The 24,442-nt window shown below is 43.3% G+C and carries 18 protein-coding genes; 16 read left to right on the top strand and 2 right to left on the bottom strand.

Going from position 1 to position 24,442, the window contains the following annotated elements; all coding sequences use genetic code 11:
- Window positions 1–62: 62 nt before the first annotated feature.
- On the bottom strand, window positions 63–2,498 hold the full coding sequence (locus T515_RS05450; RefSeq protein ID WP_036608529.1) for a GH36-type glycosyl hydrolase domain-containing protein: 2,436 nt from the start codon (window positions 2,496–2,498) through the stop codon (window positions 63–65).
- A 219-nt stretch (window positions 2,499–2,717) separates the two neighbouring features.
- Here T515_RS05450 and T515_RS05445 point away from each other — a divergent pair, with 219 nt between their 5' ends.
- From T515_RS05445 to T515_RS05410, 8 genes are all read left to right on the top strand, one after another.
- A complete protein-coding gene (locus tag T515_RS05445) occupies window positions 2,718–3,725 on the top strand; it encodes a LacI family DNA-binding transcriptional regulator (protein WP_036608525.1) in 1,008 nt (335 codons plus the stop codon).
- Window positions 3,726–3,779: 54 nt separating this feature from the next.
- A complete protein-coding gene (locus tag T515_RS05440; protein WP_036608523.1) occupies window positions 3,780–5,165 on the top strand; it encodes an ABC transporter substrate-binding protein in 1,386 nt (461 codons plus the stop codon).
- A 354-nt stretch (window positions 5,166–5,519) separates the two neighbouring features.
- A complete protein-coding gene (locus tag T515_RS05435; protein ID WP_036608642.1) occupies window positions 5,520–6,491 on the top strand; it encodes a carbohydrate ABC transporter permease in 972 nt (323 codons plus the stop codon).
- Window positions 6,492–6,509: 18 nt separating this feature from the next.
- Complete coding sequence (locus T515_RS05430; RefSeq protein ID WP_051671461.1) at window positions 6,510–7,370, top strand: carbohydrate ABC transporter permease; 861 nt, start codon at window positions 6,510–6,512, stop codon at window positions 7,368–7,370.
- Window positions 7,367–8,389: a glycoside hydrolase family 5 protein gene (locus T515_RS05425; RefSeq protein WP_036608517.1), complete on the top strand. Its 1,023-nt coding sequence runs from the start codon at window positions 7,367–7,369 to the stop codon at window positions 8,387–8,389. The genes T515_RS05430 and T515_RS05425 overlap by 4 nt, the downstream gene beginning before the upstream one ends.
- A 426-nt stretch (window positions 8,390–8,815) precedes the next feature.
- On the top strand, window positions 8,816–9,988 hold the full coding sequence (locus T515_RS05420; RefSeq protein WP_036608513.1) for a DUF819 family protein: 1,173 nt from the start codon (window positions 8,816–8,818) through the stop codon (window positions 9,986–9,988).
- Window positions 9,989–10,106: 118 nt separating this feature from the next.
- Window positions 10,107–11,543 (top strand): aminoacyl-histidine dipeptidase, encoded by a 1,437-nt coding sequence (locus T515_RS05415; RefSeq protein WP_036608510.1) that lies wholly within the window; start codon window positions 10,107–10,109, stop codon window positions 11,541–11,543.
- A gap of 115 nt (window positions 11,544–11,658) precedes the next feature.
- Window positions 11,659–12,819 carry a CapA family protein gene (locus tag T515_RS05410; RefSeq protein ID WP_242839330.1) on the top strand — a complete coding sequence of 387 codons (1,161 nt, stop codon included), beginning with the start codon at window positions 11,659–11,661 and terminating at the stop codon, window positions 12,817–12,819.
- 241 nt (window positions 12,820–13,060) lie between these two features.
- Here the strand turns inward: T515_RS05410 and T515_RS05405 are convergent, their stop codons facing one another.
- Window positions 13,061–13,609 (bottom strand): hypothetical protein, encoded by a 549-nt coding sequence (locus T515_RS05405; protein WP_036608506.1) that lies wholly within the window; start codon window positions 13,607–13,609, stop codon window positions 13,061–13,063.
- A gap of 137 nt (window positions 13,610–13,746) precedes the next feature.
- Here T515_RS05405 and T515_RS05400 point away from each other — a divergent pair, with 137 nt between their 5' ends.
- From T515_RS05400 to T515_RS05365, 8 genes are all read left to right on the top strand, one after another.
- Window positions 13,747–14,904, top strand: coding sequence for an exonuclease SbcCD subunit D (locus T515_RS05400; protein WP_051671460.1), 1,158 nt, complete (start codon window positions 13,747–13,749; stop codon window positions 14,902–14,904).
- The gene (locus T515_RS05395; RefSeq protein ID WP_036608505.1) at window positions 14,891–18,073 is read left to right on the top strand and encodes an SbcC/MukB-like Walker B domain-containing protein; all 3,183 of its coding nucleotides are present in this window, start codon (window positions 14,891–14,893) and stop codon (window positions 18,071–18,073) included. Before T515_RS05400 ends, T515_RS05395 begins: the two co-directional genes overlap by 14 nt.
- Window positions 18,074–18,326: 253 nt before the next feature.
- On the top strand, window positions 18,327–18,842 hold the full coding sequence (locus T515_RS05390; RefSeq protein WP_155988288.1) for a TetR/AcrR family transcriptional regulator: 516 nt from the start codon (window positions 18,327–18,329) through the stop codon (window positions 18,840–18,842).
- Window positions 18,843–19,068: 226 nt separating this feature from the next.
- Window positions 19,069–20,217, top strand: coding sequence for a lactaldehyde reductase (gene fucO, locus T515_RS05385; RefSeq protein ID WP_036608502.1), 1,149 nt, complete (start codon window positions 19,069–19,071; stop codon window positions 20,215–20,217).
- Window positions 20,218–20,518: 301 nt separating this feature from the next.
- The gene (locus tag T515_RS05380) at window positions 20,519–21,403 is read left to right on the top strand and encodes a hypothetical protein (RefSeq protein ID WP_036608500.1); all 885 of its coding nucleotides are present in this window, start codon (window positions 20,519–20,521) and stop codon (window positions 21,401–21,403) included.
- A 6-nt stretch (window positions 21,404–21,409) separates the two neighbouring features.
- The gene (locus T515_RS05375) at window positions 21,410–22,288 is read left to right on the top strand and encodes a hypothetical protein (RefSeq protein ID WP_036608496.1); all 879 of its coding nucleotides are present in this window, start codon (window positions 21,410–21,412) and stop codon (window positions 22,286–22,288) included.
- Complete coding sequence (locus tag T515_RS05370) at window positions 22,285–23,529, top strand: adenylosuccinate synthetase (protein ID WP_051671459.1); 1,245 nt, start codon at window positions 22,285–22,287, stop codon at window positions 23,527–23,529. The genes T515_RS05375 and T515_RS05370 overlap by 4 nt, the downstream gene beginning before the upstream one ends.
- Window positions 23,530–23,635: 106 nt before the next feature.
- The gene (locus T515_RS05365; protein WP_036608494.1) at window positions 23,636–24,412 is read left to right on the top strand and encodes a hypothetical protein; all 777 of its coding nucleotides are present in this window, start codon (window positions 23,636–23,638) and stop codon (window positions 24,410–24,412) included.
- Window positions 24,413–24,442 lie beyond the last annotated feature (30 nt).

Genomic DNA, 24,442 nt, shown 5'->3' with positions numbered 1-24,442 from the left:
GGAGTTTTTACATTATATAAAGAAGTAATCCAGGATAAAGTCTTTGGGGTTTAGAGAGTAGTTTATCCTAAAATAACTCTTATATCAACTTCCTGGCCGCCCATTTCAGGTGTAATGAGATTTCCGGAATGGAGCTCGCCGTCTACATAGAATTCCTTTACACCCTTTTCTACATGGGCAGGATTCTCTATATGAATATTGTATGTTTTTCCACGGAACTTGCGGACAACATCATAGCTTTCCACTTCCTTGGGGATACATGGGTTAATGCGTAAACCGTCAAAGTCAGGTGTTACACCGAGAATGAACTGACTGATGGTAGTAAAGGTCCATGCTGCGGTACCTGTAAGCCAGCTGTTCTTTCCCTCTCCAAAGGAAGGAGCATCCTTTCCTGCCACCATCTGGCAGTATGCGTAAGGCTCTGTACGGTGTATTTCGCCGATTTCCTCCAGGAAAACAGGATTGGTCTTCTTATAGACTTCAAAGGCTCTGCTGCCGTGACCGACCATGGTTTCGGCACAGGCAATCCATGGGTTGTTGTGGCAGAAGATACCGGCATTCTCCTTGTATCCGGGCGGATATGAAGAAATCTCACCAAGCTCAACATGATATCTTGAGTATGCAGGCTGGTTCAGCATGATGCCGTACTTTGTATCGAGGCGTGTTTCAACGCTCTTCAGGGCTTTCTCAGCCATTCCGTTCTCAACACCAACGCCGCCTATTATGCACATTCCCTGAGGCTCTATGAAAATCTGTCCTTCTTCACATACGTGGCTTCCTACAGGATTTGAGTAGGCATCGTATGCTCTGACAAACCACTCACCGTCCCAACCGGCAGTTTCGATGGCCTTTGTCATCAGTTCAACCTCTCCGGCGCACTTATCGGCTTCCTCATTCAGCCCAAGATGTCTCAAAATGCTGATATATTCTTTTCCGTATTTCACAAAAAGACCGGCTATAAATACACTTTCCGCTACAGGTCCTTCAGAAGGTCCTGTGGTCTGGAAGCTTTCTCCGGGAGTCTCTGAAAAACAGTTTAGATTCAGACAGTCATTCCAGTCTGCGCGTCCGATAAGCGGAAGAGCATGAGGACCCTTGTGGTTCACTATGTAGTTGAAGCTGCGTCTCAGATGCTCAAGAAGAGGAGCGGCCTTTGTATGGTCATTATCAAAATCGCATATCTCATCAAGAATCGAAAAATCTCCGGTTTCTCGGATATATGCGCCGGTTCCTGCAATGAGCCACATGGGATCATCGTTGAATCCGGAGCCTACATTGAGATTACCTGTCTTTGTAAGAGGCTGGTACTGGTGATATGCCGAACCATCCTCAAACTGGGTGCTGGCAATGTCTAAGATACGTTCTCTTGCACGTTCCGGAATGAGATGTACGAATCCGAGAAGATCCTGAGAAGAATCTCTGAATCCCATGCCGCGACCCATACCGCTTTCGAAATAGCTTGCGGAACGGCTCATATTGAAGGTTACCATACACTGGTACTGATTCCAGATGTTGACTGAACGGTTCAGTTTTTCGTTATGAGTTTTTACGGAATAAACCGAAAGAAGCTTGTCCCAATATGCTTTTAATTCATTGAGTGCTGTCTCCACCTGCTCATCCTTCTGATATTTTGCAAGAAGCTTTTCTGCAGGTTTCTTATTTATAACATTCGGCGCAACGAATTTTTCCTCCACAGGATTTTCGCAGTAGCCTAATACGAAAATGGCGGTATAGCTTTCGTCAGGTGCCAATGTTACTTTCAGGTGGTGGCTTCCTACCGGAGACCAGCCGTGAGCTACAGAGTTTTTGCTTTCACCCTTTATAACCGCATCCGGGTTATGAAGTCCGTGATAGAAGCCGGTAAAACTTGCACGATCTGTATCGAACCCTGCGATTTCTCTGTTCACAGAATAGAAAGAGAAGTGATTACGGCGTTCTCTGTACTCGGTTTTGTGATAGATGGTGCTTCCCACAACTTCAACTTCGCCGGTGGAGTAGTTTCTCTGGAAATTTGTGGCATCATCCTCTGCGTTCCAAAGACAGAATTCAACGAAGCTGAAAAGATCTATTTCTTTAACAGCCTCCGATTCGTTCGTAAGTGTAAGATGATTGATTTCGCAGGAATCTGAAAGAGGAACAAAGGCTGTAAGTTTAGCCTTTAATGAGTTTTTGGTGCCTTCTATAACAGAATAGCCCATACCGTGGCGGCAGCTATAGTTGTCAAGGGCAGTCTGTACCGGCTGCCATCCGGGATTCCAGATGCAGTCACCGTCCTTTATATAGTAGTAACGTCCGCCGGTATCGTAAGGAACGTTGTTATAGCGGTAACGTGTGAGTCTCAGAAGCTTTGCATCCTTATAGAAGTCATAGCCTCCGGCTGTATTTGAGATAAGTCCGAAGAAATCCTTACATCCTAAATAGTTGATCCATGGTAAGGGCGTTTCCGGAGTGGTAATAACATATTCGCGGGCATTGTCATCAAAATAACCGTATTTCATTTGCTCCTCCTACATCGAAAACGTTTTCGTTGATTCGTGCCTCCATTATAGATTGCTTTTTAATAATTGCAAACGAATTGTTTGGAACTTTTGAAAAACTGTGCATAATCACCAAATCAAGTAATGGTGAAATATTAAAAGTGGATAATTGACTAAGATTGGCAAGTGAATTATGATTAAGATACGAAAACGATTTCGGAAACATAAGGAGTCAGTTTGATGGTTACGATAAAAGACATTTCTGAAGCTTGCGGAGTGTCACCGGCAACAGTCAGTAAGGCCCTGAACGGCTATGGAGATGTTGGCAAGGCAACAGCAGAGCTCATCAGAGAGACAGCAAGAAAGATGAACTATTATCCCAATGCTGCAGCAAAACAATTGAAGACCAGTGTTTCACATGACATAGGGGTTCTCTTTATAGATGAAACGGCTTGCGGACTTACACATGAATTTTTCTCAGAAATTCTTAACAGTGCAAAGACTGAAGCAGAAAGGCTCGGGTACGACATTACATTTATATGTAAGAACATAGCCGGAAGAGAAGCCTCTTTTCTTGAGCATGCAAGATATCGTAAATGCGACGGAGTGCTGATTGCAAGTGTGGATTTCAAAAGTCAGGCGGTTCAGGATCTGGTGTACAGCGATATACCCACAGTTTCCATTGATTATGTTTACAACGACAGAAGCAGCGTACTTTCGGACAATGTTGAAGGAGAGTATGAACTGACAAAATATCTCATAGAGCATGGTCACAAAAAGATTGCTTTTATTCATGGTGAGAGTACGTCGGTAACAGATAAAAGAATGGCAGGATTTTACAGAGCCTGCGAAGAAAACGGAATCGAAGTTCCCGACAGTTATGTTATGGAATCCCGTTACCATGATATAGAAAGATGCAGAGATGCAGTTAAGATTCTCATGGATCAGAAGGAACGTCCGACTGCCATCATTTTCCCGGATGATTATTCCTATATAGGAGGCCGTCAGGGACTGGAGGAGATGGGACTCAGGATTCCTGAAGATGTAAGCGTGGTCGGTTATGACGGCATCAGACTTACTAGAGCTCTGAGCCCACAGCTTACTACCTACTATCAGGATACAGTTGAGATCGGTATAAGATCTGTACGGAAACTTATAGACATCATAGAAAACCCAAGGACCAGCATAGCAGAGCAGATAAAGGTTCAGGGCAGGATACAGGAAGGGAAAACCGTAAAAAGCATCTGAAGATACTGTAAGTGGGAAATAAATATGTACAACATATAAAAATAGGAGGTTGTTATGAAGAAATTAATGATGATTGGTTCAGCTCTTTTTCTTGGAGCAACAATGGTGGGACTGGTTGGATGCGGAGGCAGCAGTACTCCTTCCTCTGAGTCAAAGGCTCCGGCCGCAGACATTTCATCCGATGGAAAAGTGCTTAATATCTGGTGTTGGAATGAAGAATTCCGTTCACGTTTCAATGACTTCTATCCCGAAGTTGAGTCTGTGGCAAGTGACAAGGCTACCACAACACTTAAGAACGGAACAGTTGTAAAGTGGACCATCAACGAGAATGTAAACAATAACTATCAGAACAAGCTTGATGAGGCTTTGATGGCACAGGATAAAGCAGCTGCCGATGATAAGATCGATATGTTCCTTGTGGAAGCAGACTATGCCTTAAAGTATGTGGATTCCGATTTCACTCTGGATGTCAAGAACGATATAGGACTTACCTCAGATGATCTTGCGGATCAGTATCAGTACACAAAGGATATAGTTTCCATAGATGGAGTTCAGAAGGGAACCACATGGCAGGCAACACCGGGACTTTTCGCATATAGAAGATCTATCGCCAAAGATGTACTCGGTACAGATGACCCCGATAAGGTTCAGGAGGCTCTTTCAGACTGGGATAAATTTGACGAGGTAGCAGAGAAGGCTCATGAGAAGGGCTATAAGATGCTTTCAGGTTTTGATGATTCTTACCGTACATTCTCAAACAATGTTTCCGCTCCGTGGGTAACAGGAACAACAGTAAATGTTGATAAGAATATAATGCGCTGGATCGAGCAGACCAAGAACTATACAGATAAGGGATACAACAACAAGACATCTCTCTGGGATGACGGCTGGGCTTCAGATCAGGGTGCTGACGGTAAGGTATTCGGTTTCTTCTATTCAACATGGGGAATCAACTTCACTCTTCTCGGAAATGCAGGAGAGAAGGGCTTCGGCGACTGGGCAGTATGCTACGGACCTGCACCATATTACTGGGGCGGAACATGGCTTTGCGCAGCAGCCGGAACTGACAATGCCGCTGACATTAAGGACATCATGAAGCAGCTCACATGTAACCACGAAATCATGGAGTCAATGACCAGAAATCAGGAAATACAGGACTACACAAATACCATTTCAGGTATGGAGGCAATTGCAGCCGATTCATCATTCGGTTCAGAGTTCCTCGGTGGTCAGAACCACGTGGCACTGTTCTCAAATACAGCAAAGCAGATCGATATGAGCAATATCTCTCCATATGATCAGGGCTGTAATGAACTTATCCAGAGAGCAATGAAGGATTACTTTAACGGTAATGTTGATCTCGATACAGCAAAGCAGAACTTCGAGACTTCCATCAAGGAGTCCTATCCTGAAATAACTGAAGTTGTTTGGCCGGAATAAAATAAGAATAAGTGTCATAAGTTTTCTCCCACCTGTGCCTGCACAGAAGTGGGAGATAGACTTCATGACATGCCCCACATGACTTGTGGCAGATTCGGCAGGAATCTGTCATATAGTAACGACCTTCCCACAGCAACTTTCCATGGCTGGTATTCCCAAAGAGCAAGTAAGGACGATTATTGCGGCCTGGGAGTGCAGGATGTGGGAGGAAGGGTTCCGATATCGGCTTTTGACACTCACATTACCTGTGCAGTGTCCTCAGTATCTGTAGTGAGGTATCAGATTATGACCAAGGGTTATGAAGAAATTGGTGTGGCCAGCTCCACCCCAAAAAAAGAATTCTGGAGGGAGATCATGACATCTAAGGAGACAGCTAAAAGGAAAAAAGTCAGCTATTCAAAATGGGGATATATATTTATACTTCCGTTTTTTTTAACATTCGCCATATTTCAGCTTATTCCTTTGGGATCAACTATTTACTACAGCTTTTTCGAGTATTACAGAAGTGGTTTGAAGGAAATAGGACCTACTTTTGTGGGACTTGAGAATTACAAAACTTTGTTTGAAACCGATCTTCCCAAATATATGGGAAACACCTTTATTCTATGGATACTGGGTTTTCTTCCACAGATCACGGTTTCTCTTATTCTTGCAGCCTGGTTTACGGATGCGAGACTGAGAATCAAGGGAAAGCAGTTTTTTAAGGTGGTTATCTACATGCCTAACCTTATTATGGCCAGTGCATTCTCTATGTTATTTTTCGCTCTTTTCTCGGATATAGGACCGGTCAATTCTTTTCTTGTGGATTCGGGAATTCTTTCAAAGCCATACCGTTTTCTTTCTGAGGTATGGGGAACCAGAGGACTTATAGCATCCATGAACTTCCTCATGTGGTTCGGAAACACTACCATCATTCTTATGGCTGCGGTCATGGGCATCAATCCTTCACTCTTTGAGGCTGCGGAGCTTGATGGCTGTAATCATAAGCAGACATTTTTCCATATCACACTGCCAAACATAAAACCTATTCTTGTGTATGTGTTCATCACTTCCATGATCGGTGGTCTTCAGATGTTTGATGTTCCTCAGATTCTTACAGACGGAACCGGAGGACCCGACAGAACTTCCATGACCATGATTATGTATCTGAATAAGCATCTGTTCAGCAGGAATTACGGCATGGCCGGTGCGCTTTCGGTAGTTCTTTTTATAGTCTGCGCGATACTTTGCCTGTTTGTTTACTTCTCCATGAACAGTGAAGAAAACAGCGCGCCAAAGAAGAAAAGAATAGACAGAGACGTGCTGAATACCAAGGCAGAAAGTTAATCAGGGAAAGGACGCAGTATGAATAAGAGAAAACAAAGGGAAATAACTGAGGCAAAAATAAGAACGGTAGCTGCATATATATTACTTTCGGTTCTGACTTTCCTGTGCCTGTTCTTCTTTTACATTCTTTTGATAAACTCCACAAGAGAGCATGTTGATATTCAGAAGGGATTTTCAGCTATCCCGGGTGCGGCATTATTAAAGAATCTTGTGAACGTGGCGAATGATGCCAATGTTCCTATCTTTAACGGCATCACCAACTCGCTTATAGTATCCTCCTTCGCAGCTGTGCTTTCGTGCTATTTCTCAGCATTGACAGCTTACGGACTTTACGCATACGATTTTAAGCTTAAGAAGCCGGCATTTATATTTATCATGCTTATACTGGTTATGCCTACACAGGTGTCAGCCCTTGGATTTTTACGACTGATAACCAAGATGAACATGGAGGATACATTTTTCCCCCTTATCCTTCCGTCAATCGCCGCTCCGTCTGTATTTTATTTCATGTACAGCTATATGCAGTCATCCCTGCCTATGTCTCTGGTGGAGGCTTCAAGAATAGACGGAGCCAATGAGTTCAGGACTTTTAACAGTATAGTTCTTCCGATCATGAAGCCGGCTATGGCAGTACAGGCCATATTTGCCTTCGTATCATCATGGAATAACTACTTTATTCCGGCCCTGGTACTCAGCACTCAGAAGAAAAAGACACTGCCTATACTTATCGCATCTTTAAGAAGTGCTGACTTCCTGAAGTTCGATATGGGTAAGGTTTACATGCTCATCACCATAGCCATAGTGCCTATCATCTTCGTATACATTCTGTTATCGAAGTTTATAGTTGAAGGTGTGACACTGGGAGGCGTTAAGGAATGATATCACTTAGAAGGGGCATAAATTTAGGGGGATTTCTGTCACAGTGCACACATGAAGAAGAGCATTATGACAGCTTCATAAAGGAAGAGGATATCGGAAAGATCAGGGAAATGGGGTTTGATCACATTCGACTTCCCATCGATTATGAAGTATTTGAAACAGAAGAAGGTGTCCGCAGGGAAGATGGCTACAGGCGGGTTCATCAGGTCATCGAATGGTGTGAGGCGCAGGGATTGCCGGTGGTTCTGGATCTTCACAAAGCCTACGGATATGATTTTAATGATGCGGGAGATTCCGGGAAGAACCGTCTTTTTACCGACGAAAAGGTTCAGGGAAGGTTCCTTGGTCTTTGGGAATCTCTGGCAAAGGAATACTCGGTTCATAAGGATCTTTGCTTTGAACTACTCAATGAGGTTGTGGAGGATGAAAATGCTGAGGCCTGGAACATTCTCATAAAGAAGGCAGTTTCGGTTATCAGAAGGTTTTCAAAGGATGCCTGGATCATTTACGGCGGCATACAGTGGAACAGTGCAGGTACCATAAAGTACCTTGAGAAACCGGCAGATGACAGGATTCTTTTTACCTTCCATTTTTATGAGCCTCTTGTATTTACACATCAGTGGGCTCACTGGATGCCTGTGATGCAGGAAATAAAGACTGTACATTATCCTGACGACTATGAGATCTACAGGGAAAAGTCCCGTATCCTGGGAACTCAGGGGCAGAGTGTTGTGGAACGTCAATACGACGAGATGAATATCTCTTTCCTGAGAGACATGGTCAGAGTGGCTGTTGAGTCAGCAAAAGAAAAGGGAGCTCCTCTTTATGTTGGAGAGTTCGGAGTCATTGATCAGGCGCCAGAAGAGGATACTCTTCGCTGGTTCCGGGATGTTATGACCATCTTTTCAGAAGAAAAAATAGGTTGTGCGCTTTGGACCTATAAGAATATGGATTTCGGAATAAATCAGGAGCATTATGCCGGAATAAGAAATGAACTTTTGAAGCTTCTGACGAATTAAAAGCAGCAAGCACATAATCGTGAGCATAAAGCAGGGATCCTTACAGATTCCTTTGAAGCGCTCAAAGCTGCGTGCTGCGCATCATCAGTGAGTGGCAAATACTTTTGACACTCACGTCATTAAATGGGTTTAGCTCAATGAGGGGGCTGTTTCACTATTGAAGTGGACAGTCTCCTTTTTTTGCGATAAGGCGGTCAAACGTTCCATTGGGCGTTGTGCCTGCACAAAAGACCAATGGAGCACTAGACCGACAATGCGGAATCGACCATCTCTGATGGGAGATTGTATGGAATTTTGAGTGACAGACTGGAGCCATTCCTTAAATTTATATCGAATCTGTTTCACTTAATATGGCTTCAAGCTAGAGACAAATATTAATTTTAGGTGCTATAATTATTAAAAATAATGTTTCAAAGGGGGTTGTTTATGATTACTAATGGGTTCACTTATGTTGCGGTTCTGTTGTTTATGGCTGCCGTTCTGGTCACGCTGTCAACACATGCCACAGGCGGTCTTCAAAAATTCTTCAAGTACGTGCCTGCCGTTGTTCTCTGCTATCTGATTGCCATGCTTCTCTGTACCTTGAAGGTATGGGATATGGCAGAAACGAAACCGGCCTACAGCGCGCTGAAGAACAATCTGACCTATGCCATGATCTTTGCCATGCTTCTGAGATGCGATATCAGAAAGGTTTTGAAGCTTGGACCAAAGATGCTCATAGGATTCTTTTCTGCAACAGTAACCATCATCATCGGATTTATAGCTGCATTCCTTATCATGAAGGGCGCCATAGGAAGTGATGCCTGGATGGGTCTCGGCGCACTGTGCGGATCATGGATCGGCGGTTCGGGAAACATGGTTGCGGTTCAGGCAGCCCTCAATATCAGTGAAGCGGATATGGGCTATGCTCTGGTTATCGACTCCATCGACTATTCACTGTGGGTAATGTTTCTGCTCTGGGCTATCCAGCTGGCACCTAAGTTCAATAAGTGGACCAAGGCAGATACTTCAAAGCTTGATGAGGTTTCATCAAAGCTTGAGGAAGAGGCAAAGTCAAACACCAGCAGAATCACTTTCCAGAGTCTCATCCTTCTTATCGGTTCAGCATTTCTTGCAAGTGCCGTAGCTTCAAATGTTGGTGCCGCACTGTATGATGCAACCGGTTTCTCGGATAAGGCAACATGGACAGTTCTTTTCATTACAGCGGTTTCACTTATCGCTGCAGTTACACCTCTTGGAAAGGTTCCGGGTTCTGCTGAAGTTTCCAACCTGCTCCTTTATTCTGTAATCGGCCTTCTGGCAAGCCGTGCAAGCCTTCTGGAGCTTGGAGATGCTCCTGCATGGATACTCACAGGATTTATCATTCTTGCGATTCATGCGGTTCTTATGCTTGTTATCTGCCGTGTACTTAAGCTTGATCTTTTCACTGCAGGAGTTGCATCCCTTGCCAATATCGGCGGAACGGCATCTGCACCTGTACTTGCAGGTTCCTACTCAGGATCTCTTGTTCCGGTAGGTATCCTCATGGCTCTCATGGGCTATGTTGTGGGTACTCCGTTGGCTGTGCTGTGTGCAAATATTATGCATGCTCTTGCATAAAGGTTCCGGTGTAGGAATACTTAATCATAAACCGGGCACATGGACTTATGACATTTACTTACATTAAAGTATTTATTGAGGGGCTGCTTTGACAGCCCCTGTTTTTAAAGGATTAATTATGGGCGTATTATCAAATTTAGAACCAAAGGAAGTATTCGGATATTTTGAGGAAATCTGCGGAATTCCTCATGGCTCCGGAAATACTCAGGCAATCAGTGATTATCTTGTGAAGTTTGCCATGGATCACAAGCTCAGGTTTCGTCAGGACGAAGCCGGCAATGTTGTGATATTTAAACCTGCCACGGAGGGATATGAAAATGCCGATACCGTCATGCTTCAGGGACATATGGACATGGTAGCAGAACAGGATCCCGACTGCACAAAGGACATGATGACAGAAGGTCTGGATCTGTTTGTGGATGGAGATCTGGTGGGGGCCAGGGGAACAACCCTCGGAGGAGATGATGGAATAGCCGTTGCCATGGAGCTTGCCATCCTTGCGTCTCATGAAGCAGAGCATCCTGATCTTGAGTGTGTATTCACCGTTGGGGAAGAGATAGGAATGGTAGGGGCGAGAGCCCTGGACACCTCTGATCTTAAAGCAAAGTATATGCTGAATCTGGATTCGGAGGCTGACGGGATCTTCACCGTGAGCTGTGCCGGAGCCGCAAGAGTTGTGGTCAGGTTCAGTGGCGGGAGAGAGACATTGGCAGGAAAAGCCCTGAAGCTGACAGTTGGCGGACTTGCGGGCGGTCATTCCGGTGAGGAGATACACAAAGGCCGTGCCAATGCTGACATCGTGCTTGGACGGGCAATGTTTGAAATCTCCCGAAAGACAGAACTCAGGCTCGTGGAGGCTTCCGGAGGAACCAAGGATAATGCCATTCCGAGAGAATCTTCAGCCATCATAGCTGTATCCGATGTGAAAGCAGCAGAGGAGGCAGTGTCAGAGCTTAATCATAATCTCGGGAATGAATACAGAGTTACTGATTCAGGAGTGTGGGTGAAGCTTGAGCCTGCAGAGGCGGAAGCCGGATTCAGCAGGGAACTTAGTGAGCGTATAGTTTGTTTTATGTTTACGGTGCCTAACGGAGTTCAGGTAATGAGTGCGGATGTGGAGGGACTTGTTCAGACATCCACAAATCTTGGGCAGATCTATACAGAGGAAGACTCGGTTTACTTCAGTTTTCTTACCAGATCAAGCGTCAATTCCCAAAGGGATGAGACAGTGGAACGTATAGAGGCATTGGCAGCCGCACTCGGAGGGGAAGCAGAAGTGGGATCAGCCTATTCAGCATGGGAGTACAAGGCTGATTCAAAGCTTCGTGACACAATGATAGAGGCTTATAAGGCGCTGAACGGCAGAGAACCGAAGGTGGAAGCATTACACGCGGGACTGGAGTGCGGTATCCTTTCCGGAAAAATGCCGGGACTTGATGCGGTTTCCATCGGCCCGGATCTCACGGATATTCATACCCCGAGAGAAAGACTTCATATCGAGAGCACGGGGCGTATCTATAAACTGACCATAGAAACTTTGAAGAGACTCAGATAACCTGATAAGGGAACCGTAGTGTAAATGGCACATTGGCTATGAAGGATCAGAGACATTGATATGATGAAAGCTTCTCTGCATCGTGCCATGAAATCTTAGGCAGGAGGGATAGATTATGGGGAAGGATAAAACATCCATCGTTTTTACAGGTGATATAGGTTTTGACAAATATATGCTGAACCGCTGGGAGGATCCTGAGCTTGTTTCGGAGGATCTCCTTAAGTTTTTTCACAGTGCGGACCACGTGGTTGCCAATGTGGAAGGCGCTCTTACGGATGCAGAGGACAACGGCAGTCATGGCGTTTTCTTCCACAGCATGAATCCTGCTGCCGTGTCTGTGCTAAAGAACATCCATGCGGATATCTGGAATATTTCAAACAACCATATCATGGATGCCGGAGAGGAGGGGCTTTTAAACACCAGGCGTCTCGCGGCTGAATCGGGAGCATGTACCATAGGTGCCGGAATAAATGAGGAAGAGGCCTCGAAGCCGGTGATACTTGAGGAAGCCGGCGGGATAGGCATGTTCGGAGTTGCCTACATGGCAGAATGTATACCTGCAACGGCTGCGGATCCCGGAGTTTTCCGCTGGGATGACATGGAGCGTATAGAAGCGAGAATAAAAGAGATAAAAGAACATTGCAGATGGTGCATAGTTGTGGCTCACGGAGGAGAGGAGTTTGCAGCCATGCCGAATCCCTATACCAGAGACAGATATCTCAGGTATCTTGAGATGGGAGCTGATGCTGTGGTGGCACATCATCCTCATGTGGTGGAAAATTACGAGACATTTGATGATGGAAAGATGATCTTTTATTCTCTTGGTAATTTTATTTTTGACACAGATTATCAGCGCGCCCACCCCTATACCGATGAAGGAGTTCTTCTGAAGCTTTGCTTTACGGAATCCGAAATGTCTTTCGAGGCTGTGGGTACTAAGATCCTGAGAGGACCGGAGAGTATAGCAGAAGCGGAGCTTCCGGACATCTTTACAGATATCCCTGCAGAGGAATATGAATTACTGTCTCCCCTTGCGGCAGCTGCCTTCATTCAGGAGGAACGTAAAAAAATGATCTATCTTGAAAAGGATCGTTTTGAAGATGCCGGAGAGGATGTATGGAATGCTTACTTCTTCAGCACTGAACCGGACGGATATTTCGAAAAGGCACATATGGATCTTTCGGTTGTGGTTCCATATTCCCTTACTGCAAAGGAAGGAGCATGGAAGAGAAGCAGGCTCGGGAAAGTAAAAGAGTATCTCCTAACAATGGTGTGAGGATAATTCAAGAGAAAATGATAAATAGAAGAGCGGCGTCCTTTCATGGGATGCCGCTCTGTTAATGTTATAACGTGAGTTATGAGTGTTCAACAGCACAACTGCCTTCGATTTTTAATCGAAGGAGCCACGCGGCTTTGAGCGCTTCAAAGGAATCCGTAAGGATTCCTGCTCATTGCACACGGATGTGTACGTGCTGTGCATCATCAGTGAGTTGCAAATATTTTTGACACTCACGTCATCACTCCTCTTCCATGATAGAACTCATGATATATGCGGGTATCTCAATAGAGTCATCATCATCTGTCACAGGAGCGAAAGTGATTTCAAGGATATAGCCGTTCTCGGTAGAAAAACTTAAACTCATGGTATCATCGTCAGGTATACGATAGCCAACACACTCCAGACCGTTTAGTACACAATCCTCGATTTCTGTTACTTCGGACATTCCCTTCAGTTCTTTCTTATATTCATCAAGGGTCATACCCTTTACGTCCACGTACATTACAGCGACAACACCCTTGGTCTTTGGATTCTCATAGTAGGCGATGTAGCCTTCGTCTTTGTCAGCTTTTGTCAGAGTAGTGGCTTTATAGTCATTTGGAATCCAGAACTTGAGATCCACCTCATCCAAAGTGACAAAGCTGCCCTTGATTCCACTCTCCTTTACTGCTTTTTCGCCATCGCTCCAGCTCATTTCAGTAACATTTTTCTCCTTGGCCAAAGAAACCATTCCAAGTGAAAAAACAGCCATCAGTACAGCAAGTAAAAATGCCAATCTTTTTTTCATCCCATTTGCCTCCTTTTCATAATGTTATGGATCGAAAAAAGTCCTTACTAACGATATATCGACATAAAAAATTAAGAAATAAGCAACATATACATAGTTACTTTGATACAATTATGTAAATGATTGGAGGTTTGCAAATGAAGTTATTGCATTTGGGGGATTTACATCTAGGTAAATATCTTGGTGATTTTGATTTGATAGCTGATCAGGAATACATTCTGAATCAGATCATAGATCTCATAGATAAAGAGTCTGTTGATGCTGTTCTTATTGCAGGGGATGTTTATGACAAGTCGATTCCCAGTGAATCCGCAACCCGCCTGCTGGACAGATTTTTGAATCAGCTTGCCAAAAGAAAGGTCAGCACATTTCTGATCAGCGGAAACCATGATTCGGATGACAGATTGAATTATGGCAGTACGCTTTTTGAAAGCAGCGGAATATATATTTCCGCCATCTTCAGCGGACATCTTGATAAGCGTGTCCTGAGGGATGGTGATACGGAATTGAATATTTATCTTCTGCCCTTTGTAAAGGCATCTCAGGTCAGACACTTTTTCCCTGATAAAAAAATCGATAATTATGAAGATGCAGTAAGGGTGATTCTGGAAGATGCAGATATAGATAAAGAGAAATGCAATGTGCTGGTTGCGCATCAATTTGTAGCAGGGAAAGGTGAAGATCCGGCTCTGGGGGGCTCGGAAAGCGCGGGAACCCAGAGTGTCGGACTGGTAGAAAAGATAGCTTATGACCTGTTCGATGAATTTGATTATGTGGCTCTTGGCCATATTCATTCTCCCCAGCGTGTAGGCAGAGATGAGGTCAGATATTCAGGTTCTCCCCTGAAATATTCATTAAGCGAAGTAAATAATGAAAAATCCGTTCCCATCATCACAATGGATGAAAAAAAGAATGTAGCTATAGAGCTGTTTCCATTAAAGCCTTTGCGTGACATGAGACATATCAAGGGCAAAATGGAAAAACTGCTGGATAAAGCAAATGTCAGTTCAACGGAAGATTTTATTTATGCCACTCTGACTGATGAAGATATCATCAATGATGCCATGGGAATCTTTCAGCAGACTTATCCAAATACCGTAAAGATAGATTATGACAATGCTCACACCAGGGAAATAGAACAGGTGGATATTTCAAAGATCGCACAAAACAGATCCTTTACCGACCTTATCAGTGATTTCTACAAAACTATTTACGGCTGTGAAATAAGTGATGAAGAGATGGATGTCATGAGGATGGCAGCCAGGGAGGCGGGAGTTATCAATGAAACCGATTAAGCTTATTATAAGTGCATTCGGACCATACGCGGGTCTTATGCCGGAGATAAACTTTGAACAATTTGAAGACAAGGGATTACTGTTGATTTCCGGAGATACCGGAGCCGGTAAGACCACTATTTTTGATGCTATATGTTTTGCACTCTACGGAATAACAAGCGGATCATACAGGGATACAAAGAATCTCAGGAGTGAGTATGCAAAGCCTGATACGGAAAGTTACGTTGATTTTTATTTCACTCATCAGGGACGTAATTATCATGTGCGGAGGCAGCCTGCCTATGAACGTAAAAAGCAGCGTGGAGAAGGTGTGATCACCGAAAAGGAGAAGGCTGTTTTTTATTCCGAAGGTGAGGCTCCGGTTGAAGGCCTTACCCAGGTCAATGCTGCCGTTAAAGAACTGCTTCACATTGATGAAAAACAGTTTAAGCAGATTGCTATGATAGCTCAGGGTGAATTCTGGAATCTGTTGAATGCAAAGACAGATCAGAGAACCGAGATTCTGAGAACCATTTTTATGACCGGCGGGTATAAATCAATCGAATATAAACTGAAAGACCGAATGGATGCCGGCAACAAGGAGCGTTTAAGTACCGAACAGAGCATAGTGCAGTACTTTTATGATGTTAAAACGGATGAAGAAAATACCTGTTTCGATGAATTCAGGGAACTGCAGAAAAAGGCAAAAGATTTAAACAGTGCCTGGAATCTTGATGAGATTTTAAAAACCACAGAATCTGTTATTTCTGCGGATGAGAACTGTCTTACAGAAGTAAGTTCCAGACTGGAACTGGAAGAGCAGGAACTTAAAAGACTTAATACTCAATTTGCCACAGCAAAAACCAACAATGAGTTTATCGAAAGACTGGATAAACTTGAAGAAAAGAGACGAGAACTCAGTGAAGGAAAGAAGGAGATTGATGATCTTGAAATTCTTTTAAAGAGGCAAAAGGCTGCATCCCATGAAGTTAAACCTGCTTATGATCTGTGGGATTCGAAAAAGAAGGATATAGAAACAACAGAGGAACAGATAGAGAAAAAGAAGAATGAAAAGCTTGAAAAGCAAAAGTCGGCTGAAGAAGCCCTTGAATGTTTGACTGAGACTAAAAAGCTGGAGCCGGAAGCAGGTGAGCTTTTGATACGGATCAGAAAGCTTGAAGATGAGGAACCTAAATACCGGAAGAGAGATGAGCTGAAAAAAAGGATAGCCTTACTTGATGAATACAGGAAAAATAATCTGAAAAATGAGGCTTTATTAAAGCAGAAAGAAACTGCTTTGAAAGAAAGGATAGTTTCTCTGAAAGATACCGTTGATAAGAATAAATCAAAGCCGAATGATCTTTTGAAGGCTCAAACCGAGGGCAGGGAACTGAAAATTCTGTCTGAAGAAGTGAAGGAAATTCTGGAAAAACGGACAAAAGAACGGGAAAATCAGAAGAATAAACTGGAAATAGAGAAGGAAGCTTATATTTCGGCATTTGATGAATACGAATCGGCGACAAAGAAAAGACTTGAGGCCGAAAAAATCCTGGAAAGGTCAAGAGCAGGCATTCTTGCAGCAGGATTAAAGGAGGGGGAAAAATGTCCGGTATGCGGATCTATTCACCATCCCGAACCCGCAAAGCTTTCTGATAAAACCATTTCTGAAGAAGATCTTGAAATCCTGAAGACAAAAGAAGCGGAGCTTCAGGGGAAGAAAGCTGAAGCAAATACGGCTTGTGAGGTTTCGAAGAATACCCTTGAAGTGTATGAGAACCGGATGGTAACGGATATACTTTCCTGTTTAGAGAATAACATTATCGGTGTGAAGGTAAGCAGTAAAGAGCTTGATGAACTATTGAAAGAATTAAGAAGCTCTGATAAAAAGCTTGATGAAAAAACAGGAATCAATGATTCAATTCAGACAGTACTTTCCAAAGAATGTGAGGCCCTGAAAAAAGCAGAAGAAGAGCTTGAAAAAGCAAGGGGTGAAGAAAGCGAAAATCTGGAAAAAGAGAGACTGGAACTTGATAGCAAAATTCAGGAAACAGACAGGGATATCACAAAATGCAGTACGGAACTGGAGACACTTGACGGATTAAGCTTCCAGGATTCTGAAACCGCAGCCTCCGAAAAGAAGAAAGCAGAAGACAGGTATAAAGAAATAACTGATGTGATAAAGGCTCTGGATGCAGCAAAGAATGAAGCAGACAAAGCTCTTACAGCCGTCACATCCGGATTAAAGACATTGGAAGACGGGGTGATGGGGAAAAAGAAAGAAGAACAATCCCTGAAAGAGGATCTGGACAGGATACTCTCATCCCGTGGATTTACCGATTATGAGGAAATGCTTTCTTTTGCTGTGTCCGAAAAGGAACTGACTGAAAGTGATGAAAAAATCAGGGAGTACAGGCAGGCTGTTTCAACAAATGCTGTTCAGCTGGAGCAGGCAAAAAAGGATGCCGGGGGCAAAAAGAAGGTTGATATAGAAGAATTAAACAGTATTTGTATGAAGCAGAATACTGTTGTTGAATCTGTCAGAAAGGTAAAAAATGAAATATCAAACAGAATAGCAAACAATAAAGAGAAGAAGCAGAATATCGAATTGCTGCAACCTGTATTTGAGGCTGCAGCAAGGGAATATAATATATGCAGGAAGCTGTATGAGCTTGTCAGAGGAACAACAGGAAATGTAAAGATAACTCTGGAACAGTATATTCAGGCTGCCGGTTTTGACGGAATAATTGCAGCTGCCAACAGACGTTTACAGCCCATGAGTGATAATCAGTATGAGCTTTACCGGCAGGAGGATTCTCTGGGGAAGAAGAGCAATAATTTTCTGGATCTGGAGGTACTTGATAACTATACCGGTCACAGAAGACCGGTGGGGAATCTTTCCGGAGGTGAGAGTTTTAAGGCATCTCTTAGTCTGGCTCTGGGACTCTCGGATACGGTTTCATCAAATCTCGGTGGTGTTCAGATGGATGCACTGTTTATAGACGAGGGTTTTGGTACCCTTGACAGAAAGTCCATTGAAAGTGCCATGGACATACTGATCAATCTTTCGGGAACCAACAAGCTGGTTGGCGTAATCAGCCACAGAGAAGAACTGATTGAGAACATACCCCAGCAGATACGTGTCAGGAAAACGAAAAACGGAAGTCTGATTGAAATTGATAAAGGTATCTGACTTCAGGATACACAGAAGTAAAGAGCCTTAGCAGTATGCTCAATAGAGGATTATCCGGGAGATTGATGAAGTTTTCTGCCTGTTTTTTGCAAGATATACTGGAACTTTATTTCAAGGCATATACCAAATAAAAAAATATCCATTTATGGTTGACTAAGGCACTTATCCCGAAAAAATGCTATTATAGGAGGGAAATATTGCGATATAGGAGAACAGAGCGGTGCCTGAAATCAAGTACAGACTTGCGGAAGCCATGAAGACATGCATGAAAACTTCAGATCCTGAGAACATTACCGTAACTCAGATTGTGGAGGTTTGCGGAGTTTCCAGACAGAGCTTCTACAGGAATTTTATAGATAAATATGATCTGGTGAACTGGTATTTTGACCGGCTTTTGGAGCAATCTTTTAAGGAGATGGGAAAGGGAGAGACAGTTCGTGACGGTCTCATAAAGAAATTCCGGTACATTAAAAAAGAACGGCTTTTCTTTACTGCAGGCTTTAAGGGAGACGAGCAGAATAATCTGAAGGAGCATGATTTCTTCATGATTTATGAGTTTTACTGCAGCCTTATCAGAGATAAGACCGGTACCCCGCCGGACAAACATACCAGAAAGCTTCTTGAGATGTACTGTCAGGCTTCGATCTATATGACTGTTCAGTGGCTCATGAAGGGCATGAAGGAATCAGAGGAAGAACTGGCGGATCTTATGATAGATGCCATGCCGGTTTCCCTTTCCGAACAGTTTGCAAAGATAAAGATTCTATAATGAGATAGCGAATCGTTTAGTACTATGCGCTCCGTGTGGGGTCTGCTGTAAAGACTGTTACCTGCTTTATTTTGCATAGGTGTGAGGCAACCTGATGACTCTACAAACTATGTTACAAAAGTGAAAATCTGTAACTTATGTTACGCCTCTATGGGATGTACAATACTCACATAGAGGCGTGTTAATATTTTAACACAGTAAATCAATGTACAAAGGAGTACGTATTATGGCTAACAGAATTTCACTTAATCAGACATCTTATCATGGCGCAGGTGCCATCAGTGAGATAGTAAATGAGATCAATAACAACGGATTTAAGAAGGCTTTTGTTGCATCAGATCCTGATCTCATCAAATTCGGAGTTACAGGAAAGGTAACTGCCCTCCTCGATGAGGCAAAGATTCCATACGAAATCTATTCGGATATAAAGCCGAACCCGACTATAGAAAATGTAAAGAACGGTGTTGAAGCATTTAAAAAGTCCGGTGCAGACTGCATCGTTGCCATAGGCGGCGGTTCATCCATGGACACATCAAAGGCTATAGGTATCATAATCACAAACCCTGAGTTCGCCGATGTCCGTTCACTTGAAGGCGTTGCACCAACAAAGAACCCTTGTGTTCCTATCATCGCAGTTCCCACCACTGCAGGTACAGCTGCCGAGGTTACCATCAACTATGTTATCACTGATGTTGAAAAGGAGAGAAAGTTCGTTTGTGTAGATACACATGACATGCCTATCGTTGCAGTAGTGGATCCTGAAATGATGTCTTCTATGCCAAAGGGCCTGACAGCTTCAACAGGTATGGATGCTCTCACTCATGCTATCGAAGGCTACACCACAAGAGCAGCCTGGGAAATGACAGATATGTTCCATCTTGAGGCTATCCGTCTTATTTCAAAGAACCTTCGTGATGCAGTAGAGAACAAGAAAGAAGGCAGAGAGGGAATGGCTCTCGGACAGTATATCGCAGGCATGGGCTTCTCCAACGTAGGACTCGGTATCGATCACGCTATGGCACACACACTTTCAGCACATTATGACACTCCTCATGGTGTAGCATGTGCCATGTTCCTTCCTATCTCCATGGAATTCAACCGTGAGTACACAGGAGAGAGACTCAGAGAAGTTGCAAGGGCAATGGGCGTTAAGGGTGTAGATGAAATGTCCCAGGAGGAGTATCGTGATGCAGCAATCGAGGCTGTAAAGAAGCTTTCCGAGGATGTAGGCATTCCTAAGACTCTTGACAAGATCAAGGAAGAAGATCTTGATACCCTTGCTACAGATGCTCTTAATGATGCATGCTATCCGGGAAATCCCAGAGAAGCTACCAAGGAGCAGGTTATAGAGATGTTCCGCATGCTGATGGCGTGATGGTATAGAATAGTTGTTAAACAGAGAAAAAACAGGTTGAAACAGTGGATTGTTTCGACCTGTTTTTTCTTTAATTATGATAGCAGCCAAGTGCCATGAAGCATGTAAGGATGTTTTTCGGGTCCGGGAGATAGGAAGGATTCGATGTAGACTTTTGACACTCGCATTATTAAATCCTTGTAAGAATTTAGTCGGTTTTTTGGAGAAGGGGTTGGTGTTAAAATATACATGATTATCAAAGAATTTAATGTTTTTCAAAAGTGAGAATTTTCAAAGGTAAGAATTAAGTGAGGGGTAAAGTGTGATTACTTACAAGTGTAAAAACTGCGGAGGACAGATGAACTTTGATGGTTCTGTGGGACTTGCATGTCCCTTCTGCGGTTCAAAAGCCTTTTTTTCCGATGAAGATTTCAAAGGAAATGAGAAATTCCGGAAGATGGTTCTGCAGCACTATAAGGCTGAAGCAGAAAAAAAGGATATGGATTACAGTACCGATCATCTGTGGACATGTACAGGCCGCGACAGTTACACCATGCAGAACGGTCAGATGCTCAATATCGAGTATATGAAAAAGTATGAAAGGCAGGGGCTTTTATTCTATATAGCAAAGGAATCTGTTGTATATATCTTTGATGAAAGATCCGGGGCGGAAGTCTTTTTGAATAAGCTTAAAAGCCTGGTTTTTCCTGCGGCAGACGCAAAGCTCCACAGATCGTTTCCTGAACTGAAGATGGAAATTGTTCTGTCCGATGACAAGTCCGCCCTTGTATTCATAAGAAGACCCAACTGCTATCCCGCAGAGATGTTTGCTCCGTGGGAATCAGTACATCTTGCATGGGTTATCTCAAGAATGGAGAACATCTGCTGCGCACTAAGATACTCGGAGCTTGAGTACGGAGACGTGGCACCGGATTCTGTCTTTATCAATCCGTTCACTCATGAAGGCATGCTGTTTGGGGACTGGAGAAAAGTTAAAGCTTTAAAAGGAAATGCCGATCTGAAAGCATTGAGAAAAACCGCTGTAATTCTGGCAGAGAATACCAGAGAACCTGAAGAGATGTACCGCTTTCTGAATTCGGAACCGGCCTCTGATGCCTATTCCGATTTTGAAAAATGGGACACAGTAATAGAAAAAGGATTTGGGGGACACAATTTCAGGACGATGTTCCCTGAGAACAGGAGATGATAGATTATGGGATATGGTAGTTATTCAGCAAGTGACTGGTCAAAGCTTAAAGCAAGCAGAAAGTTATCAAATGATCAGAATGTAGAAGAAGTCTTCAAAAGAAGAAGCTGTGATCCGAAATTCGATCCAAGATTTATCGGAACCAGAGAGTGCTTTGATTCGCAGGATCATCCACACTCAACACCTATAGTTGTGGGACTGGATGTTACGGCATCCATGGGTTACCTTGCAGTGAAGGTTGCCACAGAGGCACTTAATGATCTCATCACCAAGCTTTATTCAACAAACACCATTGAGGATCCGGCACTTATGTGCGCGGCTTACGGTGATTTCCGTGATGAGTCACCTCTCCAGGTGACACAGTTTGAGTCTGATATCCGAATTGCGGAACAGCTTCTCAATCTGTATTTTGAAAATCATGGCAACGGCGAAGTGGTTCCGACCTGTCTCTGGGAGTTCCTTTCAAGACATACCAACATCGATGCCATCAATAAAAGAGGTGAGAAGGGATTTCTGTTTACCATCGGAGACGGAGCCGAGATAAGGACAGATAGTGTTTCTGAGACTATTAAAAGAGTTACAGGGGACTATGTGCCTTGTGCTACGGTAGAAAGTCTTTTGGCTGAGGTTCAGCAAAAATTCCATGTATTCCATATCATGATCGGTGAGGAAGGAAACAGGGGAATTCTTGCAGGACGCAAAATTGTAATCGGAAAAGACGCTGTCAATGTTATTCCTGACATCATTTTCGGAGTTATACGCATGCAGAAGGGAGAAAGACAGGAGGATATTCTTGCGTCATATGATAATGCCAACAGGCTGCTCATTCACAATGCCTTAAAGCAGATCAGCCTTTCGGATGTGGGACATTCCATTACACTATGAAGACAATTGCAGTAGTCGGAAAGAATTTCGGAGATGAGGGAAAGGGAATGGCAGTTGACTACCTTTCCCTTAAGAGTTCCGGAGCTCTTGTTGTCCGGCATAACGGCGGTGCTCAGTCAGGGCATACAGTGGAACTGAAAAAAAGAGTTGATTCAGAGGATTATGCATGTACCGGAGGGGGGCGTTTTGTATTTCATGAGCTGTCCTCCGGTTCTTTGCGTCATGCAGGAACTTTATGGATAGAAAGCTTCTATCCTGATCTATATAAGCTTTCAGAAGAGTTTTCCACTTTTAAAGATCACTTCGGTTTTGTGCCTCCATTATATGCCATGGAGAATACCTGCATCACTGTTCCGGATGACATACTTATAAATATGGCATTGGAAATATCCCGTGGGCCGGAAAGGCACGGAAGCTGCGGTATGGGTATAAACGAATGTGATGTACGTACCGGATCCGGATTCGGACTGACACTTAAAGAGATATCGTCCCTTAATTCCGAGAGTCTGTATAAAAAGCTTTCATCCATAAGAAAAGACTATACCAAAAGAAGATTAAATGAGATCAGTAACTGCCTGAGAGACAAGTCTTCAGAGTATATTGAGCTTTTACGAAATGAAAATGTACTTTTGAACGCAGCTGATGTAATGATCGAAAACTTTAGATATTTAAAGCTTTTTACGGAAGAATCTCTGAAGGGATTTTTTAAGGATACTGATACTCTGGTTTTTGAGACCGGTCAGGGACTGCTGCTTGACTGCGATAATGAAGAATATGCGCCGCATGTGACCGCCTCCAAAACCGGAATACATAACCCCTGTGCATTTTTGAGACGGATGGGGCTAAAGCTTGATGAAGTCATATATGTGACCAGATCCTATGTAACGAGACATGGAGCAGGTAAGCTTTCATGTGAGTGCGATAAAAAAGAACTTGGCAATATAGAGAAAGACCTTACAAACGAACCTAATGAATGGCAGGGACATATACGTTATGCGCCCCATGAAAGTCTGGAAAGTTTTATATCATCGATAAAAAGAGATATATCGGATTACGGTCATGAAAATCTGAAAGTCTCTCTGCTTGTTACACATCTGAATGAGACCGGAAACAGTATCATTATAAATGACAGAAGCATTGATATAAGTGACTTCGTCGCCCTTCCGGAGATACGAAGCCTGTTTTCTCATATATACCTGTCATCAACCCGTTACGCAGAAGACATAATAAAGGTTTATTGATAAGAAAATCATGACGTGAGTGTCTAAAGTTTATATTTGATATTATTTTAAACGATATAAATAGGGTAAACAGTTAGTGATGACATCATGAGGAAACATTGGCGGTATGAGATTTCTGACTTTTCAACCCTATGACTGGAGAGTGTCTACACAAAAGCGGGCTATTTTTGATTACCTTGGATTTGATGCGGTGTACTGTATAAATGCGGATCATATGGACACTGCATTTATCAATACATGTCTTGTGACACCGACTATTCCTGAAACAGCCATGTATTTTGAGGCGGAGGAGTTTTATCTGATCGATAAGGCAGAACAGGAGAAATCCACCATGTCAGCAGAGGCGATAAATATAGGTGTTGCCTCCGCTGAGTGTTACAGAGAAGTCGCTGCCGAGTACAACATGAACTTAGCTAACTACATAGAAAAGTATCATCCATATCAGTTTGAGTATCTTATAGATAAAAAAGCCATAAGGAACGAGCTGGTGATCGACGTCTGTGATTCTGTGCTTACCAGTCTTGACTGGTCGGATGACAGGCTCATAAAAGAGGTGAATACAAGTGTGACCGATTACCAGTTCAGATTTCTTGATTACAGAAAGGAAAAGCCGGGCAATTTTAAAAATGTCTCGGATGCTGTTCTTCTGAGAAGTGCTGCGGCATATAAATATTTTGAGCTCTACAGGAATGGGAGCGGACTTTTCTTCAGGGATTATAAAGCCCGTTTTAAGATCAGGAAGAAGCAGCAGAGTATATCTGATGTTTATTTAAGGGGAAAAGATGAAAGGTATAGGGAGCTCCTTCAGAATTATTATATTAATCCTGATCACAGGACCCTGAATGAGTTCTGCAGCTTTGTATACGAAGAGATTTACAGATGAATAGTATATTTATTTAAGTTCATAAACACT

It is taken from the genome of Oribacterium sp. P6A1 (assembly GCF_000702885.1).
GTDB lineage: Bacteria > Bacillota > Clostridia > Lachnospirales > Lachnospiraceae > Oribacterium.
Note: the sequence above shows the minus strand (reverse complement) of the source record. Positions and strands in the feature narration are given on the sequence as shown.